The sequence below is a fragment of the Maridesulfovibrio spiralis (SeqCode) genome, from assembly GCF_048571135.1.
GTDB classification, from domain to species: Bacteria; Desulfobacterota; Desulfovibrionia; order Desulfovibrionales; family Desulfovibrionaceae; genus Maridesulfovibrio; species Maridesulfovibrio spiralis.
Genome location: NZ_CP182344.1, coordinates 2,422,822 through 2,446,061 on the forward strand (window position 1 = coordinate 2,422,822; position 23,240 = coordinate 2,446,061).

Here is a 23,240-nt window from a genome sequence, read left to right on the forward strand (position 1 = left end):
GATTTGATTGATGAATCAGGTTTTGCGTTTAGATTGTTTTGTTTTAATTCTGTTAATGTTTTTAATTCAGTCTTTTGCCTTTGCAGGTGATGGGGTATCGGGCTCATATGATAGATGTTTTTAGATTTTTTACTGCAGTATGTGTTCTGCTTACTTGTTTTACATCCACTGTGCATGCGCAGGGATGGGAGCCTGTAATAGAGCCGACCCCGCTGGTTCCCGATTATATTCTTGCCGTGGATAAGGAATCACAGAAACTTCACCTGCTGATCCATAAAAGCCCCTTACACGCTGAAGCCAGTTTTACCTGCGCAACCGGACAGGCCGCCGGGGATAAAAAAATCGAAGGCGATCTGAAAACACCTGAAGGCGTTTATTTCACTACAGGCAAAAGAACCGGGCTAAAAGATTTTGAGCTTTATGGAAAAATGGCTTTCCCACTCGACTTTCCGAATCCTGTGGACCGCATCAAAGGTAAGACCGGTTACGGCATCTGGATTCATGGCCGCGGCAAGAAGCTCGTGCCCATGGATACCAAGGGATGCGTGGCACTGGTTAATGATGACATGAATTACCTTGACGAAACCATCAGGCCGGGCGCTCCTGTCATTATCGGGCAGAAGGTCAGCTGGGATAATGTCGGAGAAACCCAGTCCGCTGATTCGCGTGAGCTTGAAGAACTGGTTTATAAATGGGTGTCAGACTGGGAAGCGCGGGATCTTGGTTTTTTTGAGGCTTATGCGCCAGACCTGTTTGCCAAGTCTGAGAATCGTTCTTTCAAAGCCTTTGAGAATAGGAAAAAAAGAATATTTTCCCGTGCCGGATGGATTGATATTGAAATTTATAACCTGCGCGCCCTGCGTGGTCCTGATTATTGGGTTACATGGTTTGACCAGTACTATCGGTCCGGCAGGCTTTCCTCTTCATCCTCAAAACGTCTTTACTGGCAGAAAGTTGATGGACAATGGAAGATCGTAGGCCGTGAATACGGGCCGTCTATCCGTTCGCTGAAAAAGAAATATCTTGCTACAAAACAGGGCGGAGTCCAAAAATTCCTTGATGAATGGAAGCAGAGCTGGCTTTCTGCCGACCCGGATAAATATATTTCCCATTATGATCCCCGTGCGCGGCAAGGACGCAGGAAAGGAGCTGATTTCATTAAGAAGAATAAGATTACCATCTGGAAAGAGCGCAGTCCTTCTTCTGTCGGTTTTGGAAAAGTTTCTTTGCGTGAGCATCCAAAGGGGTTGGAAGCTGTGTTTAAGCAGGAATATTCGGATTCTTCCGGGTATAGTGATAAGGGGTGGAAAAAACTGGTTCTCCGTCCGAATCAGGACGGCTGGCTGATTGTCGATGAACAATGGAGAAAGCTCTAATGGGCAACACCAAGTACAATGTGCTTTTCATGCGCGACGATGATACCGTCAAGCGTTACCGTCTCAGCCCTTTCTGGCTGAATATTCTTGTCTGGATTGTTATTTTGCTGGCGGTTTGCGCCGGAGTCGGTTCCTGGGCAGGTTATACGTTCTGGACGGAAAACGGCCAGTTGAAGCAGGAAAAAATAGAACTGCAGAAGACCCTGAATGATGCCTCTGTTCAGCTTGAGCGTCTGGAGAATGTAAACAAGATTCTCGACTCCTATGATCCTAACGAGTTGCAGTCTCTGCTTGCAGCTGTACCCATGGAAGAGAAAAGGGTGGAGTCTGCGCATGTCATCGATTTAAAAAAACTCCTCTTTTATAAGAATCTGATGCGGGCTGGTGTTGAGAATGTAAAGCTTCGTAAGTCAGGCAGTAGTCTTGCCTTGAGTTTCGATCTGAATAACTTACAGACTTCTACTGCCCTTGGCGGACTGGCTAAAGTCCAGTTGATTGAAAATAATGGCCAAAGCGTTGAAATCAAAGCCAACCGGAACGATATGTCTTTTCATATCCAGAGGTTCAAAGTGGTCAGAACCCGGTTTGGGCTTCCTTCTGGTGCTGAACTTGATGACATTTACGGAATCAGGTTGATGATCACTACAAATAAGGGTGAGTTGATTTTCAGTGAAGTATATCCTTTGTCGCGCGTTCTTAATTAGTGTTTTTATTTTCTGTCTTGCTGTTCCGGCAGCAGCACAGCAGGTAAAGAACTACACCTTTTTTGAAGGTACGCAGTATCCTTTGCGGGTGACCTGGGTTTTCGGTGATGAACCGGGACCTGTAATCATGGTTCAGGGCGGTATTCAGGGAGACGAGCTTTCCGGTTTCTTCACCGCCCAGCTGCTGACCCGCTGTAAAGTTCGCAAAGGCAGCCTTATAATTGTCCCCCGGGCCAATGAACCTTCAATTCTCAGGCGTACCCGGCAGATTAATGTCGATTTGAACCGCCGTTTCGACAAGGAATACAATAGTTTTTACGAAGACCGCCTTGCGCGCGCGATTCGTTTTCTCATTTCCGGTGCCGAAGGTTTTATCCACCTTCACGAGGGCAGCGGATTCTACAGCCCCAAATACGTGAACAGCCTGCGTAATCCCAAGCGTTACGGGCAGTCGCTCATCATTGATGCAGCAGTCTATAAAGACATTAAGCTGGCTGAGATGAGCGCTCGCGCTATTTCTAAGTTGAATGCGCAGATAAGCAACAAATCATACTGGTTTTCTCTCTTTAATACCGACACCTTCGCCAAAGCCACGCAGTACCCGGAGATGTTGAAGTCTTTGACTTGTTACGCTCTGCATGAGCGCGGCATTCCGGCTATGGCTGTTGAAGTAAGTAAAGATATCAAAGATCTCGGCTGGAAAGTGCATCAGCAGTTGCGGGCGACAGTTTACCTGCTGCGTGAATTCGGCATTGAGCTGGACGTTCCTGAATTTACATTTCCCAAATCGCCGAGCGGTAAGGGTTTTGAAATCCTGATCAATGGCAAGCCTCTGCGGGGCAAGAGCATTGAACTTGTGCGCGGTGCTCCGGTTTCCACTTCCGGTAAAGCTGTTGCGGACTCCGGGCTTGAACCGGCGGTAGCGGTTTTTGCCAGTGACCGGCCTAATCTCAATCTGCTTACCGCTCCGCGCATGGCCCTGTCACAGTTTCCGGCACTGGAAGTGCGTATTGATGGCAGCAGGCAAGCCAAGGCCAGAGTTCGCTGGAAAGGCAGCAAGCCGGACCTGCCGGAAGTTAACGGTCCTGTTTTTCTCTGCTGGCTCAACGGACAGCCCCGTTTTATCAGTGCCGGAGGCACTCTGGAGGCCGTAGAAGGTGATCAGATAATTCTTGAAGGTATCCTTGGCAGCAGTCGGGAGGAGATCTTGAACCTCAAGGGTTTTGTGGCTTCTATTATGCTCAATAGTGGGCAGGATGTCGGGCATGAGATCATCGCCGATCCTGCTAATTTTATGGCAAAATACATGCTTGAAGGGCCGGACGGAATTTCCCGCTACCGGGTTGTGCGCGAAACTCCCGGCAAGAAAAGGTCTGAGTTCTATTTGTCCATTGCACCCCGCACAATAAAGGCTCTTGAGCTGCAGGGTGAGGATGGCGATCCTGATTTTGTTAACTGGGCAAATGGGCAACATAAGCTTATGCGGCCTGATTCATACTCCCTTAAAGATGTATGGAGTAACGGAGACCGTTGCAAAATACAGGCTTTTGTTGATAATATTCCTATTTCTTGGGGTGAAACCTTTTCCGTTCGTTCCGGAAAGGAAACAGTGCTGACCATGCGTCACACCACTACCTTTGTCCCGGTGGGACAAATGGTTTTCAAAGGCACGGATTATTTACAGACCAGGCTTGACCAGTAGAAAGGTTCGGCCCGGAAGGGAGACCTGAAATGAAGCCTGAATTCGAAACCTGTTACGTCAATCTGCCGTTACGATATATTTATAATACTCCAGAGTATCTTGATTTCTTTATTGAGAATTCCATCCAGCCCGAATTGGGTCTGGATTGCCTCGGTGATGAGTGTTTGAGCATGGACTGGTTACTGGATATCCGGGATCGTCTTGCCGAGGCCGAGCTTGGCTGTACAGTGCACCTTCCTTTTCTGGATCTCAAGCCATCCAGTTTGAATCCTGCGATCCGCAACGCTTCCATAGATACCCTGCATACCTCTTTCGAATTGGCCAAGATTTTTTCCCCAAAGAGAATGGTATTGCATCCTTCATTTACTTCATGGCTGGAGCCGCCTCTCTTTGAGCGTGCCTACACCAATTGCGTTGAGGGGATTCGTCGCCTTAGCAATTCATGGCCGGATCATCCTCCGCTGTGCCTCGAGAATACTTACGAATTTACCCCGGATGCTATTGTGCGGCTGGTCAGGGATCTGGACCGGGACAATATCGGTATCTGTTTCGATCTTGGCCATTGGTTCTCTTTTTCCAAAGGATATGAGCACGGCGATTTTGATGTCTGGTTTGATGCTTTTGCTCCGCATATCAGGCACATGCATCTGCATGACAATCACGGCAGCAAGGATGAGCATCTCGCGCTCGGGCAGGGCAGCATGGATTGGGATTATATAATCTCGCGTACTCAGGAGCTTGACCCGTTGCCGACCTTCACCCTTGAGCCGCATAACAGGGAAGATTTCATTATGACCTATGCTTATTTTAAGGAGCACGTGGCAACCAGGCTGTTTTAGATTGTAACAGATACAAAGCGGGCCGACATTTCTGGATAATGTCGGCCCGCTTTTTTTGGTGATTGTTCCAGCAGGGAACAAAATTTATTTCCAGTTACTCTTATCCCAAACCTACTTCAGGTGCTACTTTGGTTACGGCTTCGATAGACAGGGCGAAAAAATCACCAAGTTCAAGGCCTACCTTGTCACATTCTTTAATGATCTCACGGTCCACGCTGGCAGCGAAAGCTTTGGCCTTCATCTTTTTCTTGAGGCTTTTGGGCTTCATGCCGTTCATTTTTTCGGGACGCATGAGTGCGTTGGCGTGGATCAGGCCGGTCACGGTCTCACCACAGCGCAGGGCGAAATCAAAATCCGTTTGCGGTGCAACTCCGGTCATGTCGCCGTTGTGGGCTCGGATGGCCTGAATCGCTTCGTCCGGCAGTTTCCCTTCGAGCATTTCAGCGGCAATCAGGCCATGCTTTTCCGGTGTGTCCGCAGTCTGGCTGTAGTCGAGATCGTGCAGCAGTCCGGTCATGGACCAGAGTTCAACATCCTGTCCAAGTTTTTCAGCCAGCGCACCGAGTACCGCCTCGGATTCTAGGGAGTGCTGGATCAGGTTTTCTTCAGTTACATTCGATTTGAGAAGTTCAAGAGCTTCATCGCGTGAAATCATTTTGGCATCCTTTTGTTGCTGAAATTACAAAAAATATCTGGCTGCTGCCACCAGTCCCATGCCGACAGCCACTGTACCGAAAAAGTTGCGGGTGAACATGGCTACCGCAAATGTAGGCACTGCTACCCAGAAGTAAAGGTTGCCGAAGCTGAGATCTACAACTCCTTCGGGCGCGAGCAGTGACGGGGCCAGCAGGGCGGAGAGCACCGCAGTGGGGACGTAGGACAGCCATTTGACCACCAGCGGGGGCAGGTCGCGGGAACTCAGGGCCATGGCCGGGAGCATGCGCGGGATGTAGGTCACGGCCATCATGCCGAAAAGGGTGAGGAGTATTGTTTGCTGGTCCATTATTTATTCCCCCATTTTACTGCTGCACCGAGTGTGGCCCCGATCAGAGTGGCGAAGATTACGTTCCACTGTCCTGCGCCACCAAGAGCCAGTGCAGTTGAGAGCAGCCCGGTGATGAGCCCCACGATTACGTGGCTTTTATCTTTAATCTGAAAAATGAGCAGGGCGATGAACATGGCCGGAAGCGCGTAATCAAGACCCATGGGCTTTATGTCATTGATGAGCGTGCTGGAAAAGATACCCAGTACAGTTCCGCCGACCCATGCCACCTGTGCAATGGAGTTGATCAGGAAGCTTTCACCCTTGTGTGTATCGCCATTGGCAAAGCGGGTGGAATGCACCGCAAAGCTTTCATCGGTCAGCTGGAAAGTAAAGCCGGCCAGCTCCAGCTTGGTCCATTTCTTAAGATAGGGCGAAAGAGCGGCGGACATGAGCATATGGCGCAGGTTGACGATAAAGGTAGTGATGATGACAGATAGGGCGGATGCGCCGGAGGCAATAAGCCCAACTGCAATAAACTGTGCTGATCCGGCAAAAACTATCAGGGACATAAGTACTGTGTTGTCTATGGAAATCCCGGATTTGCGGGCCAGAACGCCGTAGGCAAAACCCACAGGCAGATAGCCCAGAACAATGGGCAGTGCCTGCTTGAATGCTGAAACCAGTACGCTGCTTCGTTTTATCTTTGAGGAATTCATAACGGATTCCATGCTTACCTCTCCCGGTAAAAAGTTCAATGTGCCATTTCGATCTTCTTGCCAGTCTACACAAAATCTGACATCAGTACAGATACAGATTTTGGAAAAATGGACCATAACAGTTTTGCAGTGCAGGGGGAAAATTATGAATCTGGACAGTTCAGAGAATCAGTACAGATATAAAAAAGTAGAACAGGAGCTTTCAAAGCATATTGAAGCCGGTGATCTCGTGCCCGGTGACAAGCTTCCTTCCCTGCGCCAGATGAGCAAAACGCTCAAGGTTTCCATTTCAACTGTTTCCCATGCCTATGAAGAGCTTGAAAAGCGGGGACTTATCGAATCACGGCCCCGTTCGGGCTATTATGTGCGCAGCGAGTTTCGCACCATCCCCACTCCGCAGATTAAGACCACCCAGAAGCTTGAGCCACATCTGGCGACCAAGAACAAACTTATCCGCACTGCACTTGAGACTGTCGGCAACAAGGAATTGCTGCCGCTGGGAGTGGTCTGTCCCAGTAATGACCTGCTGCCGACCCGGCAACTGGCCAAGATAATGAATAGTGTCATTCGGGAAAATCCGCTTGATACCGCAGGGTACGAGATGATTCCCGGCAACCTTGACCTGCGCCGGCAGATTGCTTTCCGTTCAGTGGATTGCGGATCAAATGCCACGGCGGATGAGCTGATTATCACTACCGGGGCAATGGAAGCTCTTTATATTTCCCTGCGAACCCTGACCCGGCCCGGAGATCTGGTGCTTATCCAGTCTCCTTCCTATTATTGCTTTCTGCAATTGGTGGAAAACCTGGGATTGCGGGCCATTGAAATTCCCTCCTGCCCGACAAAAGGGATCAACCCGGACAGGGTGGACGACATCACCCGCACCTTTGACATCAAGGCTTGTATTTTTTCGCCTAATTTCAACAACCCTGACGGCGGACTCACGTCGGATGCCCGTAAAAAAGAAATTGTTAAAATTCTGGCGGAGCGCAAAATTCCTCTGGTGGAGGACGATGTGTACGGGGAAATTTATTTCGGCGAATCCCGGCCACGCACATTCAAATCTTATGACCGTGAGGGCGGGGTGCTGCTCTGTTCGTCTTTTTCCAAGACCATAGCCCCCGGTTACCGGGTAGGCTGGCTTGCACCCGGGCGTTATCTGGAAAAGGCCCTTGAAATCAAGGCCACAACCAATGTTTCCTGTGTGGCTGCCACTCAGATGGCCATTGCCCGCTACCTGCGCGAAACCCTGTATGACCGCCATCTTAAAAAGCTTCGTGCCGCCATGAAGGACCAGATGCAGAAGATGCGTACCGAGATAGGTCTATCATTTCCCGAAGGAACAAAGGTTACTAATCCCAAGGGCGGGTCCGTGCTCTGGGTAGAGCTGCCCGAAGAAAAGGACGGAGTAGATCTTTTCTTTAAGGCCCGTGAAGAGGGAATCGGGATTGTGCCCGGAACGGTGTTCTCTCCGCAGGATATATTTTCAAACTATATCCGGCTCTCCAGCGGATCGCTCTGGAGTGCCGAAATTCAGGCCGGAGTCCGCAGACTCGGCGAACTTGCGGCTGAGTAAATTTGTCTCCCGGCGGGCGCTACCGCTAGTCCCTCCGGGGTCCAAAGAACCCTTTTGCAAAAGGGTTCTCTGGACTCTCCCAAAAACTTTTACTAGGGCTTCGCCGTATAGCTTCAAAATTTGTAGCAGATTAAGTCTAGTGAAAGCTTGTAAAATATTGCTTTTTTAAGCCTGCATCGCAGTTTCTTCGATGACCTGCTCAACCATGTTGGCGGCATCTTCGAAAGAAGCCTCTGGATCGGATTCGATGAGGGCGATCTGTAGGTTGATTTCCCGTTGCAGGGTGATGTTTTCAGGGTCGAAATACAGTTTCCAGACCGGAATGGCTTTTTTACCTGCCCCGGCTCGGCAAAGCAGAAGTCCCAAGTACAGATAGGAGAAGTTGTCTTTGCCCAAGATGCGGATTGCGCGTTCAAATTCAACTTTTGCCTGAATATATTTACCGGCCTTGTAGAGGCAGTGGCCGTGTCTTTTGCGGGCATCGGCGTTCTGCGGTTCGGTTTTGATGAACTCTTTGTATTTTGAGGCCGCTTCTTCGAACCGCCCGTTTTCGTAGGCAACATTGGCCTCGGCGAGGGTATCGAGATTGACTTCCTTGGCTGCAATAGGTTTTGCAGCACTCTGGGCCTGCTCACGGTCTTCTTTTTTTCTGAATCCGCCGAAGAGAAAACCTCTTCTGGAAAGTTTCTGGGCCTTTTTTTTGCCGGACATATTTTCCTCCACATTGAAAAACTGCCGGAGTGTAACGGCAAACAGCCCGAACGCCAAGCATATTTCGACTCTATGGACATGCAGGCCTGCTCGTTATAAACTGGTATATTATTACCAATAATGAGGTTGTCATGAAAAAAATACTGTTGCTTCTGGTGCTTTGTTTTGTCTGCTTTTCCTGTGCAATGACTGATCCTTACCGTACTCCATTTGATACCGGAGGGAAGGTTTACAAGGTGGCTTTGCTTCCGTGGCGGACTTTTAGTATGGATTTTGATTACAAGTACCGCTGGCGCATGACCCAATCTCTGCGCAACGCCTGCAAGGAATCCGGAGCTTTTACGCTGAACTGGTCCACTTACGCTGTTAACGGCGGTGACGTTGCGATTCTGGAAAATATTCAGAAATCCAGCTTGTGGGAACGCCGCAAGTATGGAAAATATTATCCTGTAGTGTCGGAAGTACAGTCTGCGCTTTCCGGGGTCGATGCCGATCTGGCGTTGCTTTATGATATTTCTGCAGATAACGCAGTCGGTTTTAATGATCCCAGTGATATTTCCCTGCCTGACTCTATCCGTCTTTTCTTGGTGGACGTGAAGAGCGGGGAAGTTGTAGTCGAGTTTGTTCGGACCGACTTTCTTGGGAAAAAAGCCGGACCTGACATCAAGCAGGTGACCCTGCGTGCCTTTAATAAATGGCTTAACCGTTAAGTTCTTCGATTTAAAAGGAGTTTTGTAGTGATCAAGAATTTTTTTCAAATTTCTGCGGCTTTACTTTGTCTTATGGTTTTTTCCATTTCTATCGCTTTTGCCGGTGATATGAATGTGAAAGGATGGGAAAAAGGCGGAGAATACGACTCTCTTTATGACAATACCGACCGTGATGTATTCAAAGGCACGCTCCTTAAAATCAAGGACATCACTCCCATGGACGGCATGACCGAGGGGATTGCTGTGTTGGTAAAAGATAAGGAAGACGGTGAAGAAGTTCTTGTTCATCTTGGCCCCAAAGATTTTGTTGAGCCGCGCATCAAAGACCTGCGTCCCGGCGCAAGGGTTAAGGTTTACGGTGTGCTGGTTGAGCTGGATGGCGAATATGAATACATGGCCGCCAAACTCAAGGCAGGGGAAGAACGTAAGTACAAGTTCCGCCTGACCAAAGACGGAACTCCCTTCTGGTCCCTGTCTCCCGAAGAATTGAAAAAAGAAGAATCCGGTTCGTAGTTTTTATGCATTCTAAAAATATTACTCGTATTTCATCTGAACTAAGTATTCCTTCTAAGAATGTAAAAGCCGTGGTCGGTCTTCTTGATGAAGGAGCGACTATCCCTTTTATTTCCCGCTACCGCAAAGAAGCCACCGGAAGCCTTGATGAGGTGGCGGTTGCTGCGGTCAGTGACCTTTTTGATAAGTTGAAGGAGCTGGATAAGCGGCGCGAAACCGTGCTCAAGTCCATTGAAGAGCAGGGCAAGCTTGATGATACTCTGCGCAAAAAAATTGATGCTGCCGAGACCATGCGCCAGCTTGAAGATCTGTATCTGCCCTATAAGCCCAAGCGTAAAACCAAGGGACAGGCTGCAATACAGAAGGGGTTGGAACCGCTGGCCTATAAGATTTTTGCCCAAAAATGTGATCCGGTAAAAGAAGCTGAAGCATTTGTTTCTGCTGGAAAAGGCGTGGAGTCTGTGGACGATGCGCTGGCCGGGGCGCGAGATATTATCGCAGAGAAGATTGCCGAGAATACAGTCACCCGTGAGGCGGTGCGTTCTCTTTTCGAGCGCAAGGCCCTGATTGAATCCAAGCCGACCAAGGCAGCACAGACAGACGAGAACAAGGACAAGGCTTCCAAGTTCCGGGATTGGTTTGATTGGCGCGAGCCGGCCAAAAAAGCGGCCGGACACCGTATCCTCGCTTTGTTTCGTGGTGAGCGTGACAAATTTTTAAAGGTTTCCATCCGCCCGGAAGAAGCAGAAGCACTGGAAATCCTGTACCGCAAGCTGGTCCGTTCCAATTCTGCCGCCTCCAAGCAGGTTGAGCAGGCTGCCGCTGACAGCTACAAGCGTTTGTTGGCTCCGCAGATGGAAACAGAATTACGTGGTGTGCTGCTTGAAAAGGCTGATGCCGAGGCAATCAATATTTTTGCTTCCAATCTGCGTGAAATCCTGCTTGCTCCGCCACTGGGCGGTAAGCGGGTGCTGGCCCTTGATCCTGGTTTTCGTACCGGAGCCAAGCTGGTCTGCCTTGATGCGCAGGGAACGCTCTTGCACAACGAGACCATTTATCCGGTAACTTCCGAAGGCAAGAAGAAGGAGGCCGCACGCATTGTCAGCGCTCTGGTGGATAAATATTCCATTGAAGCGGTGGCTATCGGTAACGGTACTGCCGGACGTGAGACTGAGCAGTTTGTGAAAGAGTTGGCTCTTGATTCATCTATTCAGGTGATCATGGTCAATGAGTCGGGAGCCTCGGTTTATTCCGCCTCTGAAATTGCCCGTGAAGAGTTCCCGGATTATGACATCACCGTGCGCGGTGCAGTTTCCATCGGGCGCAGGCTCATGGACCCCTTAGCGGAGCTGGTCAAGATTGATCCCAAATCCATCGGTGTCGGTCAGTATCAGCACGATGTGGACCAGAAAGGGCTGGCCGATAGCCTTGGGCGCGTGGTCGAATCCTGCGTGAACATGGTCGGGGTGGAGTTGAATACTGCCAGCGCGAGATTGTTGCAGTCAGTTTCCGGCTTAGGTCCTGTGCTGGCTGCCAATGTGATTAAATTTCGTGATGAAAACGGGCCGTTCAGTTCCCGCCGGGAATTACTCAAGGTTCCCCGGCTCGGTCCCAAGGCTTTCGAGCAGTGTGCAGGCTTCTTGCGTATTCGCGGAGCCAAGAATCCTCTGGACGGTACGGCTGTTCACCCGGAACGCTACAAAGCAGTTGCCGGAATCGCCAAAGACCTCGGTGCGGATGTGGCGGATCTGATCAAGTCTTCTGAGTTACGCTCTCAGATAAAACTTGAAGATTATGTCTCTGATGATCTCGGATTGCCGACCCTTAAAGATATCATAAAGGAACTTGAGAAGCCGGGCCGCGATCCTCGTAAGAAGTTCGAAGCCGTAGAATTTGATGATTCCGTGAAAGAAGTTTCCGATCTGCGTGAAGGCATGATCCTGAACGGAATCGTGACCAACGTGACCGCTTTTGGGGCTTTTGTGGATATCGGAGTGCATCAGGATGGACTGGTTCATATCAGCCGCATGGCCGATGATTTCGTGCGTGATCCTGCAACAGTCGTGCATCCCGGACAACCCCTGAAAGTCAAAGTGCTTGAAGTTGATACCCAGCGTAAAAGAATATCCCTGAGCATGCGTCCTTCGGATTTGTGATGCCTCCCCATCCTCTTTTCCCAAAAGACGTTTTAATTATGCTTCGCAGATAAATTTTTCAAATTGAACCATAAGTAAAGCCCACAATATCTCGTGAGATATTGTGGGCTTATTTTTTACACAAACTTTAATGCGAAACGGCGAAGCCATAATAAAAGTTTTTGAAGAGTCCAGAGAAACTTTTTACAAAAAGTTTCTTTGGTCCCGCTGAAAGCGCCCGCCGGGAGGCTCCCCGAAGGCTTAAAGGCCGGGCAGCATCAAATGGCTTTTTTCAATTTGTCTTTTGCGGCGTTTCTGCATGGTTTTGGGGTGCACACCGAAGCGGAACCGGCGCAGCACGCATTCTTTTTCTTTACAATCGCGAATCGCCTGACGATCGCCTACGGTACAGGCGAGGCAGTGTCTGCGAATAGCGCGGATGCAGGTTCTTTGTGATTCCTCGGTTTTCGGACCGCGCAATTCATAAAGAGAGCAATCATTGTCCTCACATTCCCTGACAAGTTGCGGGCTGCCGCCCATGCACCATAGGCAGTAGGCCCGTATGGACTGGTGAGGATTTCTTTTCCGTTCGCTCAATTTGTTCTCCGTTTAATGCGGCGGTAAATTTTATGGATAACATCTTCATCCGTGGCCGCGAAAGCTCATCTTTACGTAAATCGGACGCAAAAATAAAGAGTGGATCGGGGCAGGTGGTAAATATTTTTTTAAGTTACTTTAATGTATGAAAAAAGAAGGCGTATCCTGTTGCCGGGATACGCCTTTTAAGCCTGCTTTGAGTGGGGGAAACTTATTTTTTTTCTTGTTTTTCGAAAGTAATTGTCACTTCTCGTTTGCCCCATTCTTTGGCCGCTTTGGTGTCGAGGCCCATGTAGATATCGATTTTATCAGTCCAGCGTTTGTTCATTTTATCTTTGACGATGTACTCGCCCGACAGTCCTTCTATTTTGACCTTGGTATTGTGGGTCAGGCCCTTGGGAATAAGGTCCCTTGAAACAGCTATGCATTTCATCCCCGGCTTGAGCTCATCACCCCATGCTCCCAGAAAGGGATGTGCGGATGTTTGGGCTACGTGCGATGTGTAGGCTGTGGATGCAACTTTCATGGTTACTGTATTATTTTCTCCAAGACAGCTTGAAAGCATGAAAATAGCGGCTAAAATTAAGATGAGATTACGAAATTTAGTCATGATACATTCCTTTTCGGGTTCCGGTTAAAGTTCACATTGCCCGTAGTCGTGATTGTCTTTGAAATTTGAAGCACCGCGGAGGATTTTTCCTTTGCTGCAGGAATACTCCATGTCAGTAATCTGTACCAGAAAATCAAGATCGTGGGAAACTACCAGCATGGCGATATCAAGTGAATTGAGGATTTCGATCAATCTTTCGCGCATGGTTGGGTCGAGATCATTGGTCGGTTCATCGAGTACCAGAGCCTGCGGCTCCATAGCCAAAACCGTGGCGAGGGAAACCAGTTTCTTTTCGCCACCGGAAAGGCGGTAGGATACCCGGTCTTCATAGCCGGAAAGGCCAAGGGTGCAGAGGGTGTATTCGGCTGTTTTGCGGGCTTCTTCCGGAGACTTGCCCAGATTTAGCGGTCCGAAAGCAACATCTTCCAACACCGTGGGGCAGAACAGCTGATCGTCGGCCTGCTGAAAGAGTAGTCCTACGCCTTTGCGCAGCTCCATAAAATCTTCGTCCGTTTTCAGGTCCTTATTCATGTAGCGGACCTGTCCACTTTGCGGCTTCAGTAGTCCCATAATGATATGCAGCAGGGTTGTCTTACCCGAGCCGTTGTATCCGGTGAGGCCGATCTTCTGGTCTTTCCGCAGTTCGAAATCCACGTTTTTGAGCACATCATTTCCGGGATATGAAAAGCTTACATCATGCAGTGAAAATATGGGCGAACTCACAGGGAAACCTCGATAATATTGAATTCAAGGGAGATAAAGACTGTAACACAAGCGGCAGTGACTGCCAGCAGGGTCAGATCCCGTTTACCGGTTTTGTAGCTGCTCAGGGTGTGGAATGTGCCGTTGAATCCGCGGCAGAGCATGGCCTGCCAGACCCGGTGTGCACGGTCCATACTGCGTACCAGCAGCATACCGAGGAGCCAAGAGTAGGTGCGGTAAGTGTGTAAATTTGTGCGTGGTTTGAATGCACGCATGGCGGCGGCCCGACGCATACGGGTGTATTCAGTCATCATTACATGTACATAGCGCCAGCTGAAAAGCAATAGACGGCAGAGTTTGTCCGGTATTTTCAGACTTTGCATGGCAGAGCCAAGGGTTTGCACAGGCATGGTTGCGACCAATGCGGTGATAGCCAGAAGTATCCCGTTTGATTTCAGGGTGATGATCGCGGTGTAGGTGATCCCTTCTAGTGTAGCGTTGAATGGGCCGACATTGAATACAGGTGTTCCGGGCTTTGAAAAGGGCAGAAAAATCCACAGGAAAAGGATGAAGAAGTTAACGATAAGCAGCCGTTTGAGCAGGTGTTTGAAATTTAAGCGGGCAGCTATGGAAAAGAGGATTCCGGCGGCAAGAACGCTTCCGGCTGCAGTAAGGTTTGTCAGCAGTGCTCCGGCAATGGAAAAAAGAAAAGCGCAGGCGAGCCTGAATCCGGGATGCATGGAGTGGATAATTGAGTTGCCGAGGGCAAATGGTTCGCTGATCTGCTGCAAAAGAATCTCCTGATTTCGGCTTATTGGAGTAGCACGCATCCTGATTCCATGCAATCTGAAACAACCCTTGAGCTGGCAGCGTAATGCGGCTATATCCCTGTCTTGAACTTTGAATACTAACGATTTTCCGGAAGGTATGCATGAGCAAAAACGCTGAATTGAAAAAAATTGTTGCCGAAGTAGGTGAAGAGCTGATCTGGCGTCCTCTCTATGATTTTGAGCAGACGCAGCTCGCTGATGGTGTGGGTGATGATATCGACGGAATTGATCCTGAATTTAAAGATCTCGATTTTACGGGTAAGAGCGTTTGTGATCTGGGCTGCAACATGGGACATTTTTCTTTTTACGCACGTGAGCGTGGCGCGCGGGAAGTTGTCGGTTATGATCTCGAACCCAAGGTTGTCGCCGGTGCGTTGAAGCTTGCCGGGCTGTATTCAATGGACAAGGTTGATTTCAGGGTCTGCAATTTTGCCTATGAGGAGCCAGAACGGACTTTTGACCTTGGCATGCTCATTGATATCCTCGGCAAGATGAATATTGCCAAAGGGCATATGGCGGCAATTCTCCTTGGGCTTGAAAAACGTTCTGAATCCGAAATGCTGCTCACCTTCCGTCCTGAATATTACGTGAAGAAACATCTGGGACTTGAGCCGGAAGAATTCATAAAAATGTATCCGCAGGCTGAAATCAAAGACGGTCTGTTCAGCCTGCTTGATTTTGCGGTGGATCTTTTTGCTGAAGACTGGGAAATGACCTACGTTTCCAAGCCGCATCCCGATGATGAGCAGTACAAGCGTACGGTGTTTTTTAAACGCAAGTAGTCTTGCCCTCCGGGGTGGAGTGATTAATTTTTCTGTTCAGATTTTAGGATATCAATAAAGACAAGGATTTATGATGGCTAAAGAATATGTCGAGATGACGGATATTGAGTATGTTGTGGATGATCAGGAAAAGAGAAGCGTCTACGTTCACGGTATGGCTAAAGATATGATCATAGGCGGCCGTGATTCGGGTAATGTTTTTATTCTTTGTCTTAATGACGATCTGCGCAAGTCCGTAGCTGCAAAAGTGGCTGAAAAACTTGGCCGGGAGTATGTGGTTGTCAGCCGCAGTGATGGTAACCCGGTGTTGGAGAAGCTCGCCGGGGGCGATAATCAGATCGTCAGCCTTCCGCGCGGGGCTGCCAAGTCCGAAAAGATCCGTAAGCTGTTGAAGGACAATGGAAAGGTCCTTTTTATCATGTGTGATTTTATGACTCTGCTGGCGGCTTCGGACGGTTCCGATGATGCCCGCGAACAGATTTCGCTGATGCTGAACCGTTTTGAACCGAGTTTTATGGAAGCCGCGCATCACATTGTGCGTTCGGATCAAAGTGAAGAAGAAATTTTGCAGGATGTGTTGGAAAAGATTGCAATTTAGTAAAACGGGGATGCTGATCAAGATCAGCATCCCCGCTTTTTTATTACCATCTCAAAGAAAGGCAGGTCAGTCCGCCGTCCATTTTGCGGAATTCCGACATGTTGATGAAATCTGGCTTGAAGCCGTTTTTATCAAGCAGTTCTGCTGTCTTGGGAAATCCTTCCGGTGCGAGCAGTCTGTCGCCCAGATAGAGGCAGTTGGCTGAGTATTCTTCACCTTCCGGTACGATCAGTTTTTTGAAGCCGCTGAATTCTTCGCGTTCTGCAAAGCGTGCGCTCATGATCAGAGTTTCATCGTCCAGCGCGGAAAGTTCCGTCTTGAGATGCGGTATGCCGTTGGTAAACGGCACGGGCACGGTTTTGTACCCGAATTTAGCAGCAGCTTTAGTGAACTGCCCGCAGCCTTTTGCATTGGTTCGGGTGTCAATGCCGACATAAAAGGTCTTGCCCATGAGCAAGACGTCTCCGCCTTCCATGAGGCCGTTACCTTCCATGCGGATAATTTCATCCGTCCGGGCTGCAATGGCGGTCTGAATATGGTCGACTTCTCCGCGTCTTGATTCAGCACCGGGACAGGTCAGGAAAGCTGCCGTACCGTTTTCGTGCGGGATCATCACAGCGGTATCTTCCACGAAAACGGAATCGGGATATTCTTCTACCGCAGGGAGGACGGTGACTTTGATTCCGGCCTGTTCGAAATACTTTATGTAGCCCTTGTGCTGTGCAAGGGTCAGGGGAATGTCCGGGCAGCCGAGTCCTGCCTCAGTCAGCCCTTGTCCGAGATTTTCAGCCGGGGTTCTGACGATGATATTGCTGAACATTTCCAACTCTCCTTACTGGATGGGGGCGTCTTTCTTTTTCTGTTCTTCGGCGATAAGGGTCAGCTTGGAACGGATGTATGCACTGGCGATGTTTCCGGCTTCGTCGTCCTGAGTGGGGGCGAAAGCGGCGATGTCATCGGCGACCTGTTTTTCCATGCGTTCGGATTCCATGAACATTATGTAAACCAGCACCAGTGCGGAATCGTTGTCAGCAGTGCCGCTGCAAAGCTCTTCAATCTGGTTGCGGGGTACGGTTTCAAGCAGGCGTTCAACGAACATGTTTGCCCATTTATCGTAGAGGTCGGTGATAGGCGGGATCATGGATTTGATGTTGCGGACCGCGCCTTCGTCGATATTGGGCATAGTCATGGCGATGAATTCGCCAAGGGCATCCTGACGGGCTTCTTTGTCCGCAGTGCATTTATCCATGATGATTTTATAGATATATTCTCTTATTTCGGTTTCCTGCATTTTTAAATTCCCTGTCTGCTAAGTTTTATAGAAAAGTTGCTGCTTGATTACTAAAAAGAGGCAGCACAGGCAACAGCTGTACTTTACTTAACTTGATTCGCTCACAGGTTTGGTGGTAAGCCTGCTTCGTATCTACAAAAGAAGACTTCAAAGACATAAGAATATATTTGGGCAGTTAATTTCAGGAGAAAATCTAGTAATGGTAAATGGTAAAAAAGTTGTCATGGTTATGCCTGCTTATAATGCGGCATCCACTTTGAAAAAAACTCTGGACGAACTGCCGGCTGATGTAGTGGATGAAATTCTGCTGGTTGATGATTGCAGCCGGGATGATACTGTCTCGCAGGCCAAAATCCTCGGCATCAAGACAGTGGTCCACACCTGCAATACCGGTTATGGCGGAAACCAGAAGACTTGCTACCGGACCGCCCTTGATATGGGTGCTGACGTGGTGGTCATGGTCCATCCTGATTACCAGTACACTCCCCTTATTATCTCCGCTATGGTTTCGCCCATTGCCAACGGGGTCTTTGATTGCATGCTCGGCTCGAGAATTCTCGGTACAGGTGCTCGCAAGGGCGGAATGCCGCTCTATAAGTATGTTTCCAACCGTGCGCTGACATGGTTCCAGAATCTGCTGGTCGGTTACCACCTCTCGGAATACCACACCGGTTACCGTGCTTTCTCCCGCGATCTTCTGGAAAATATTCCATTTGAAGAGAACAGCGACGATTTTATCTTTGATAACCAGATGCTCTGCCAGATCATTTATTCCGGTTACGACATCGGGGAAGTGACCTGTCCGACACGCTACATGGATGATTCCTCTTCCATCAGTTTTGCCCGTTCGGTGCGCTACGGGCTGGGGGTATTGCGTTGTTCCTGTGAAACGCTGGGGCATAGGCTGGGCTGGTTGAAAAGTGATTTCCTGAAAGGTGTTCCCAAAAGGGGACAGGCGGAATAGCCATGAGCGTAGCGAAAGCTGGAAATGAATTAAAGAAAAACCTGATTGCTTCGGCAATCCTGTCCGCGCTGGTACTTATTGTCTATGCCCAGTGCGGCGGCTTTGAGCTGGTCACTTACGATGACGGCAGTTACGTTACCAACAACCAGCGTGTTATGCAGGGTGTCTCCAGTGAAAATATCGGCTGGGCCTTCAGCACCTTTCAGCTTTCCAACTACCATCCACTTACTGTTGTCTCGCACATGTTCGATACCACCCTGTTCGGTGATTCTGAGGGTGCGCGCCATCTGGTTAACGTATTTTTTCATCTCTGCAACGTATTGCTGCTTTTCTTTTTCCTGATCAAAGCTACTGCCGGATTCAAGGAAGGGGGGCTGATTCCGTCGTTTTTCGCAGCCGCGCTTTTTGCCGTGCATCCGGTCCATGTGGAATCCGTGGCCTGGGTTGCCGAGCGTAAGGATGTGCTGTCTACCTTTTTCTGGCTTAGTGCCATGCACAGCTGGCTGGGCTGGGTTAACGACAGGAAAATGGCGTCATACGCGCTGACATTTTTCTTTACCGGACTGGGGATTCTGGCCAAGCCAATGGTTGTAACCCTTCCTGCGGCACTGGTGCTGCTGGATGTCTGGCCTCTGAACCGTGTGGATTTCGCAAAGAATCCTGTTGCGCAGCTGGGTAAATTGATTCTGGAAAAGCTGCCGATCTTCGGACTTTCAGTGCTTTCTTCCGTGCTGACCGTTATGGCCCAGCATGGCGGGGGAGCCATGCAGAGCGTGGACTCCTTCCCTTTAAGCCTTCGCCTTTCCAATGCCCTTGTTTCGTGGGTTGCCTATCTGGGCAAGATGATTGCCCCGGTCAATCTGGCCGTTTTCTACCCCTATCCGCATGAAATCCCGTTTTGGAAACCGACTCTGGCAGCTTTGTTCCTCATTGCAGTCTCCGCTGTCGCGGTCCGTTTTATCAAGAAGTTCCCTCTCGGTGCAGTGGGCTGGTTCTGGTATCTGGGAACCCTTGTTCCGGTTATCGGCCTTGTTCAGGTTGGTGACCAGTCCATGGCTGACCGCTATGCTTACATTCCTTTTATGGGAATTTATATGATCCTCGCTTTCGGTTCAGCCCAGCTGGTTGATTCCGGGCGTGTGCCGGGGAAAGCCGCTGTTGTTCTGGGGGCGTTTATCCTTGTTGTCTTGCTGTCCGGGGCGTATCTCCAGACCGGACATTGGAAGGATAGCAGGGCTCTTTATACCCGCGCGCTGGCTGTGACTGAAAATAACCATCACATGCACTACAATTACGGTAATCTGCTGGAACGGGAAAAGAATTTCACCGAAGCCGCAAAACATTTCAAGGCAGCCGTCAAAGCTGACCCTTCCCACTATAAAGCAATGAGCAGTCTTGCTGCTATCCTCAGCCGTAAGGGGGAACTGTATTCCGCACTGGAACTTTACAGGAAGGCTTTAAGGCTGAACCCCGATTATGCTGTCGCGCTCGGAAACCGGGGTATAGTGCATATGCAGCAGGGTAACTTTGATGCCGCAATGATTGACTTGCGCAGAGCAAGTGAACTTGAGCCGCAGGATGTCAACCACATGATCAACATGGGTTTGCTCTATTACATGCGCGGTGACAATGTTCAGGCCAAGGAGTGGCTGCGCAAGGCTTTGCAGATCGACCCGCAGAACAAGATTGCCCGTAAGAATCTGGCTATTATTCCTTAACCTGTTATCGCATCCGGGGTGTAGATATGAATCTACTGCATAATCTGTGGCCTCTTTTTGAGATTATTTTAGTTTTTATATGCATGCTTATCGGGATCAGGCTTCGGCTTGGAGTCGGTCTGTCGATTCTGATGGGTGGGGGGATTCTTGCTGCGCTAACGTCCATGGGGGTGGGGAAAGTACTTAAGGTAAGTGCTTCGGCCCTGCTGGATGAGAAGACGGTTTTTCTGGCTATGATTGTGGCCCTGATTATGGTTCTCTCAGGGTTGCTTGAGAAAACCGGACAGGCCGGAAGGATTATGAATTCCCTGACCGGGTACTTGCGAAGCCCAAGGTTGCGGCTGGTTTTCTTTCCGGCGCTTATCGGTCTGCTGCCCATGCCGGGAGGGGCAATCTTCTCCGCTCCCATGATTCAGGAAGCGGCCAACGGGCTGGATGTTTCCGGTAAGGACAAGGTTATCATCAATTATTGGTTCCGCCATGTCTGGGAGTTGGCGTGGCCTCTTTATCCGGGAATGATCCTCGCCGCTTCGCTGTGCGGTATGACTATTTTTGAGTATATCGGTTATACTTTTCCGGGAGCTTTTGCCTGTATCGGGTTGGGATATTTTTTCTATCTGCGTCCTTCGGTCCTGCCGATGGCTAACAATGGCAGCGAGGCAGATGTTTCTGCTAACGGACGGGATTTCAAACTTGTTTTAAAAGAAGGACTGCCGCTGATTGTTGCCATTGCCGGGGCCTTTGTTTTTGAAACCCTGTTGAGCTTCTTTTTTCCGGACATTCCTTTTGAGATGGGCATTATCCTTGCTTTGCTGGGGGCGGTTTTCTGTGTCCTGTCCGCAAATCCGGGAGCAGGGAAAATTATTCGGGGACTGCTTCTCGAAAGACGGTTTTTGGACATGATCTTCATGATTGTCTGCGTATTTGTATTCAAAGATATTCTGGGAGCCTGCGGGGTAGTGGATGAACTGTCCCGTCTGGCCGGCGGAGAGGCTGCGCTCATTGCCGCCGCGGTGTTTATTCCGTTTCTGGTCGGCTTTATTGCCGGGATTACTCTGGCTTTTGTCGGCTCGGCCATGCCGCTGGTGGTTGGTCTGGTGCAGGCGTCCGGTATGCAGGATCAGCTTCCGGCTTGGGCTGTGCTGTGCATGTTCTGCGGTTTCGCCGGGATCATGGCTTCGCCGCTGCATATTTGTTTCCTTCTGACCTGCGAATATTTCAAAGTGGATATGGTCAGTGCATGGAAAAAGGTTGTCATTCCCAGTTTGATGCTTATGTTGCTCGGAGTAGCGTACTTTTTTGTTTTAATGTAGATCAAAAATCCCCATCGCGGGTAAGATAAAAAAAATCGGAGGAACTAAATATGTCCAATCCCATGGTACTTATGGAAACACCTGAAGGTGAAGTTCTGATTGAACTTTTCGAGAAAGAAGCTCCCAAGACAGTAGAAAACTTTTTGCGCTACGTTGATGAAGGCTTCTACGAAGGAACCCTTTTTCACCGCGTCATCAATAACTTTATGGTCCAGGGCGGTGGCTTCGACTTCTCCATGAAGCAGAAAGATACCCACGCTCCTGTTGAAAACGAAGCAGACAATGGCCTCAAAAACGAGCTGGGCACTTTGGCTATGGCTCGCACCATGGACCCCCATTCCGCAACCTCACAGTTTTTTATCAACGTGAAAGACAACGGTTTCCTTAACCATTCCGGCAAGAACCCTCAGGGCTGGGGCTACTGCGTATTCGGTAAAGTTGTCGACGGCATGGAAGCTGTTGAAAAAATCAAAAAAGTAAAAACCGGTTCTTACGGTCCCATGGACGATGTTCCGGTTGATCCTATCAGCATCATTTCTATGAAGCGTTTTGAAGATTAATTCTTTTAACGCACATTAAGTAGCTAAGGCACTGGGAAATTCTTTTCCAGTGCCTTTTTCTTTATTAGGAGGGTTATACTTTTAGAATAACAGTTTTAAATGGATAGTTTTTTTGCTATGTCTGTAATCAAATGGTGGATATTACAGCTTAAGCGTATAAATGATCAGAGGTAACAATTGGATAATTCTGAATTAACTCTCCTTGTCATCGATGATGAAGATTTTGTGCGGGAAACAATCTGCGACTATCTTAGTGATTCCGGGTTCAACACTATTGATGCTTGTGATGGTCAGGAAGGGATTGAAATATTTCAACGGGAAAAGCCGGATGCTGTTCTTGTTGATTTGAACATGCCCAAGGTTGACGGCTTCGGAGTCCTTGAACATGTTAAAGCTGAAAGTCCTGACACCCCGATCATTGTAGTCTCAGGTGCAGGACTTATTCAGGACGCCATTAAGGCTGTCCGGCTTGGCGCCTGGGATTTCGTGACCAAGCCCATAGTGGACCTGAATATTCTTGAGCATGCTCTGGGGCAGGGACTTGAAAGAGCTACCCTGATCAAAGAAAACCGTCGTTACAAAGAACATCTTGAAGCCGAAGTTGAAAAGAGGACTGAGGATCTGCGCCACGAGATTAAAGTGCGCCGTGAAGCTCAGGATGCGCTGATGGCTATTCAGGATGAGGTAATTGAAACCCAGAAAGAAGTGATTCTCACTCTGGGCGAAGTTGTGGAAACCCGTTCCAATGAAACTGCGAACCATGTCCGCAGAGTCGCCGAACTGGCCTATATCCTTGCCCGTCGTTACGGCCTGAGTGCAGAAGAAGCTGATCTCTTGCGTCTGGCCTCTCCGATGCATGATGTAGGTAAGATCGGTATTCCTGACACCGTACTCAACAAACCGGGACGGCTTACCCCCGAAGAGTTCGAGCTGATCAAATCGCACACCACCATAGGACACGAAATTTTAAAGCATTCCGAGCGTCCGATCATCAAGGCCGCAGCGATAGTTGCTTATGAGCACCATGAATGGTGGAACGGTAAAGGATATCCCCGCGCATTGGCCGGTGACGATATTCATATATACGGACGGATTATCGGGATTGTGGACGTCTTTGACGCACTCGGCAGTGAGCGTGTTTACAAAAAAGCTTGGCCCATCGAAAAAATTAAAGATTATTTCGAGGAGAGCAAGGGCAAGCAGTTTGACCCGCATCTAACTGATTTGTTTTTCGAAAATCTGGATGAAATATTAGAGTTGCGGCGCACTTTTCCTGACGGCTAGCCGTTGCATCCGGTCCGTGGTGAA

25 protein-coding genes are annotated in these 23,240 nt (G+C 49.2%); 15 read left to right on the forward strand and 10 right to left on the reverse strand.

Annotated features, from left to right (window positions below; translation table 11 throughout):
- The first annotated feature begins 107 nt into the window (after window positions 1-107).
- The 4 genes from ACNI29_RS10885 to ACNI29_RS10900 are packed head-to-tail and all read left to right on the forward strand — an operon-like array spanning window position 108 to window position 4,621.
- Window positions 108-1,376, forward strand: a complete 1,269-nt coding sequence (locus tag ACNI29_RS10885) for a L,D-transpeptidase family protein (RefSeq protein WP_419778401.1) — start codon at window positions 108-110, stop codon at window positions 1,374-1,376.
- Window positions 1,376-2,080: a hypothetical protein gene (locus ACNI29_RS10890; RefSeq protein ID WP_419778402.1), complete on the forward strand. Its 705-nt coding sequence runs from the start codon at window positions 1,376-1,378 to the stop codon at window positions 2,078-2,080. Before ACNI29_RS10885 ends, ACNI29_RS10890 begins: the two co-directional genes overlap by 1 nt.
- Window positions 2,046-3,782 (forward strand): M99 family carboxypeptidase catalytic domain-containing protein, encoded by a 1,737-nt coding sequence (locus ACNI29_RS10895; RefSeq protein ID WP_419778403.1) that lies wholly within the window; start codon window positions 2,046-2,048, stop codon window positions 3,780-3,782. Before ACNI29_RS10890 ends, ACNI29_RS10895 begins: the two co-directional genes overlap by 35 nt.
- A 29-nt stretch (window positions 3,783-3,811) precedes the next feature.
- Window positions 3,812-4,621, forward strand: a complete 810-nt coding sequence (locus tag ACNI29_RS10900) for a sugar phosphate isomerase/epimerase family protein (RefSeq protein ID WP_419778404.1) — start codon at window positions 3,812-3,814, stop codon at window positions 4,619-4,621.
- A 100-nt stretch (window positions 4,622-4,721) separates the two neighbouring features.
- On the opposite strand, the gene ACNI29_RS10905 is transcribed toward ACNI29_RS10900, so the two are convergent.
- The 3 genes from ACNI29_RS10905 to ACNI29_RS10915 are packed head-to-tail and all read right to left on the reverse strand — an operon-like array spanning window position 4,722 to window position 6,334.
- On the reverse strand, window positions 4,722-5,276 hold the full coding sequence (locus ACNI29_RS10905) for an HDIG domain-containing metalloprotein (protein ID WP_419778405.1): 555 nt from the start codon (window positions 5,274-5,276) through the stop codon (window positions 4,722-4,724).
- A gap of 24 nt (window positions 5,277-5,300) precedes the next feature.
- Window positions 5,301-5,624 (reverse strand): AzlD domain-containing protein, encoded by a 324-nt coding sequence (locus ACNI29_RS10910; protein ID WP_419778406.1) that lies wholly within the window; start codon window positions 5,622-5,624, stop codon window positions 5,301-5,303.
- Window positions 5,624-6,334: an AzlC family ABC transporter permease gene (locus tag ACNI29_RS10915; RefSeq protein WP_419778407.1), complete on the reverse strand. Its 711-nt coding sequence runs from the start codon at window positions 6,332-6,334 to the stop codon at window positions 5,624-5,626. Before ACNI29_RS10915 ends, ACNI29_RS10910 begins: the two co-directional genes overlap by 1 nt.
- Before the next feature lie 133 nt (window positions 6,335-6,467).
- Between ACNI29_RS10915 and ACNI29_RS10920 the strand changes: the two genes are divergently transcribed.
- Window positions 6,468-7,898 (forward strand): aminotransferase-like domain-containing protein, encoded by a 1,431-nt coding sequence (locus ACNI29_RS10920; RefSeq protein WP_419778408.1) that lies wholly within the window; start codon window positions 6,468-6,470, stop codon window positions 7,896-7,898.
- Between the two features lie 165 nt (window positions 7,899-8,063).
- On the opposite strand, the gene ACNI29_RS10925 is transcribed toward ACNI29_RS10920, so the two are convergent.
- Window positions 8,064-8,609, reverse strand: a complete 546-nt coding sequence (locus ACNI29_RS10925; RefSeq protein WP_419778409.1) for a tetratricopeptide repeat protein — start codon at window positions 8,607-8,609, stop codon at window positions 8,064-8,066.
- A 131-nt stretch (window positions 8,610-8,740) separates the two neighbouring features.
- Between ACNI29_RS10925 and ACNI29_RS10930 the strand changes: the two genes are divergently transcribed.
- From ACNI29_RS10930 to ACNI29_RS10940, 3 genes are read left to right on the forward strand one after another with little or no spacing between them, the layout of a single operon-like run.
- Window positions 8,741-9,319 carry a hypothetical protein gene (locus ACNI29_RS10930; RefSeq protein ID WP_419778410.1) on the forward strand — a complete coding sequence of 193 codons (579 nt, stop codon included), beginning with the start codon at window positions 8,741-8,743 and terminating at the stop codon, window positions 9,317-9,319.
- Between the two features lie 27 nt (window positions 9,320-9,346).
- Window positions 9,347-9,832, forward strand: a complete 486-nt coding sequence (locus tag ACNI29_RS10935) for a MamS/MamX family magnetosome protein (RefSeq protein WP_419778411.1) — start codon at window positions 9,347-9,349, stop codon at window positions 9,830-9,832.
- Between the two features lie 5 nt (window positions 9,833-9,837).
- Complete coding sequence (locus ACNI29_RS10940) at window positions 9,838-11,988, forward strand: Tex family protein (protein ID WP_419778412.1); 2,151 nt, start codon at window positions 9,838-9,840, stop codon at window positions 11,986-11,988.
- A 240-nt stretch (window positions 11,989-12,228) separates the two neighbouring features.
- Here ACNI29_RS10940 and ACNI29_RS10945 read toward each other — a convergent pair whose 3' ends face one another.
- The 4 genes from ACNI29_RS10945 to cbiQ form a co-directional block, all read right to left on the reverse strand.
- On the reverse strand, window positions 12,229-12,564 hold the full coding sequence (locus ACNI29_RS10945; RefSeq protein ID WP_419778413.1) for a restriction endonuclease: 336 nt from the start codon (window positions 12,562-12,564) through the stop codon (window positions 12,229-12,231).
- A 211-nt stretch (window positions 12,565-12,775) separates the two neighbouring features.
- Window positions 12,776-13,174 carry a 3D domain-containing protein gene (locus ACNI29_RS10950; protein ID WP_419778414.1) on the reverse strand — a complete coding sequence of 133 codons (399 nt, stop codon included), beginning with the start codon at window positions 13,172-13,174 and terminating at the stop codon, window positions 12,776-12,778.
- A gap of 24 nt (window positions 13,175-13,198) precedes the next feature.
- The gene (locus tag ACNI29_RS10955; RefSeq protein ID WP_419778415.1) at window positions 13,199-13,897 is read right to left on the reverse strand and encodes an energy-coupling factor ABC transporter ATP-binding protein; all 699 of its coding nucleotides are present in this window, start codon (window positions 13,895-13,897) and stop codon (window positions 13,199-13,201) included.
- Window positions 13,894-14,667 (reverse strand): cobalt ECF transporter T component CbiQ, encoded by a 774-nt coding sequence (gene cbiQ, locus ACNI29_RS10960; RefSeq protein ID WP_419778416.1) that lies wholly within the window; start codon window positions 14,665-14,667, stop codon window positions 13,894-13,896. The genes ACNI29_RS10955 and cbiQ overlap by 4 nt, the downstream gene beginning before the upstream one ends.
- A 140-nt stretch (window positions 14,668-14,807) precedes the next feature.
- Here cbiQ and ACNI29_RS10965 point away from each other — a divergent pair, with 140 nt between their 5' ends.
- Window positions 14,808-15,488, forward strand: coding sequence for a methyltransferase domain-containing protein (locus tag ACNI29_RS10965; RefSeq protein WP_419778417.1), 681 nt, complete (start codon window positions 14,808-14,810; stop codon window positions 15,486-15,488).
- Between the two features lie 73 nt (window positions 15,489-15,561).
- Window positions 15,562-16,086 carry a shikimate kinase gene (locus ACNI29_RS10970; RefSeq protein WP_419778418.1) on the forward strand — a complete coding sequence of 175 codons (525 nt, stop codon included), beginning with the start codon at window positions 15,562-15,564 and terminating at the stop codon, window positions 16,084-16,086.
- 43 nt (window positions 16,087-16,129) lie between these two features.
- Here the strand turns inward: ACNI29_RS10970 and ACNI29_RS10975 are convergent, their stop codons facing one another.
- The gene (locus ACNI29_RS10975; RefSeq protein ID WP_419778419.1) at window positions 16,130-16,906 is read right to left on the reverse strand and encodes a dimethylarginine dimethylaminohydrolase family protein; all 777 of its coding nucleotides are present in this window, start codon (window positions 16,904-16,906) and stop codon (window positions 16,130-16,132) included.
- A gap of 12 nt (window positions 16,907-16,918) precedes the next feature.
- Entirely contained in the window at window positions 16,919-17,377 is a 459-nt protein-coding gene (locus tag ACNI29_RS10980) for a hypothetical protein (protein ID WP_419778420.1), read from the reverse strand.
- Between the two features lie 199 nt (window positions 17,378-17,576).
- On the opposite strand from ACNI29_RS10980, the gene ACNI29_RS10985 reads away from it, so the two are divergent.
- The 5 genes from ACNI29_RS10985 (at window position 17,577) to ACNI29_RS11005 (ending at window position 23,216) form a co-directional block, all read left to right on the forward strand.
- The gene (locus ACNI29_RS10985) at window positions 17,577-18,341 is read left to right on the forward strand and encodes a glycosyltransferase family 2 protein (RefSeq protein WP_419778421.1); all 765 of its coding nucleotides are present in this window, start codon (window positions 17,577-17,579) and stop codon (window positions 18,339-18,341) included.
- A 2-nt stretch (window positions 18,342-18,343) separates the two neighbouring features.
- On the forward strand, window positions 18,344-20,059 hold the full coding sequence (locus ACNI29_RS10990; protein ID WP_419778422.1) for a tetratricopeptide repeat protein: 1,716 nt from the start codon (window positions 18,344-18,346) through the stop codon (window positions 20,057-20,059).
- A 26-nt stretch (window positions 20,060-20,085) separates the two neighbouring features.
- A complete protein-coding gene (locus ACNI29_RS10995) occupies window positions 20,086-21,372 on the forward strand; it encodes a DUF401 family protein (RefSeq protein WP_419778423.1) in 1,287 nt (428 codons plus the stop codon).
- A 50-nt stretch (window positions 21,373-21,422) separates the two neighbouring features.
- The gene (locus tag ACNI29_RS11000; protein WP_419778424.1) at window positions 21,423-21,932 is read left to right on the forward strand and encodes a peptidylprolyl isomerase; all 510 of its coding nucleotides are present in this window, start codon (window positions 21,423-21,425) and stop codon (window positions 21,930-21,932) included.
- A gap of 177 nt (window positions 21,933-22,109) precedes the next feature.
- Window positions 22,110-23,216, forward strand: coding sequence for an HD domain-containing phosphohydrolase (locus tag ACNI29_RS11005; RefSeq protein ID WP_419778425.1), 1,107 nt, complete (start codon window positions 22,110-22,112; stop codon window positions 23,214-23,216).
- Window positions 23,217-23,240 lie beyond the last annotated feature (24 nt).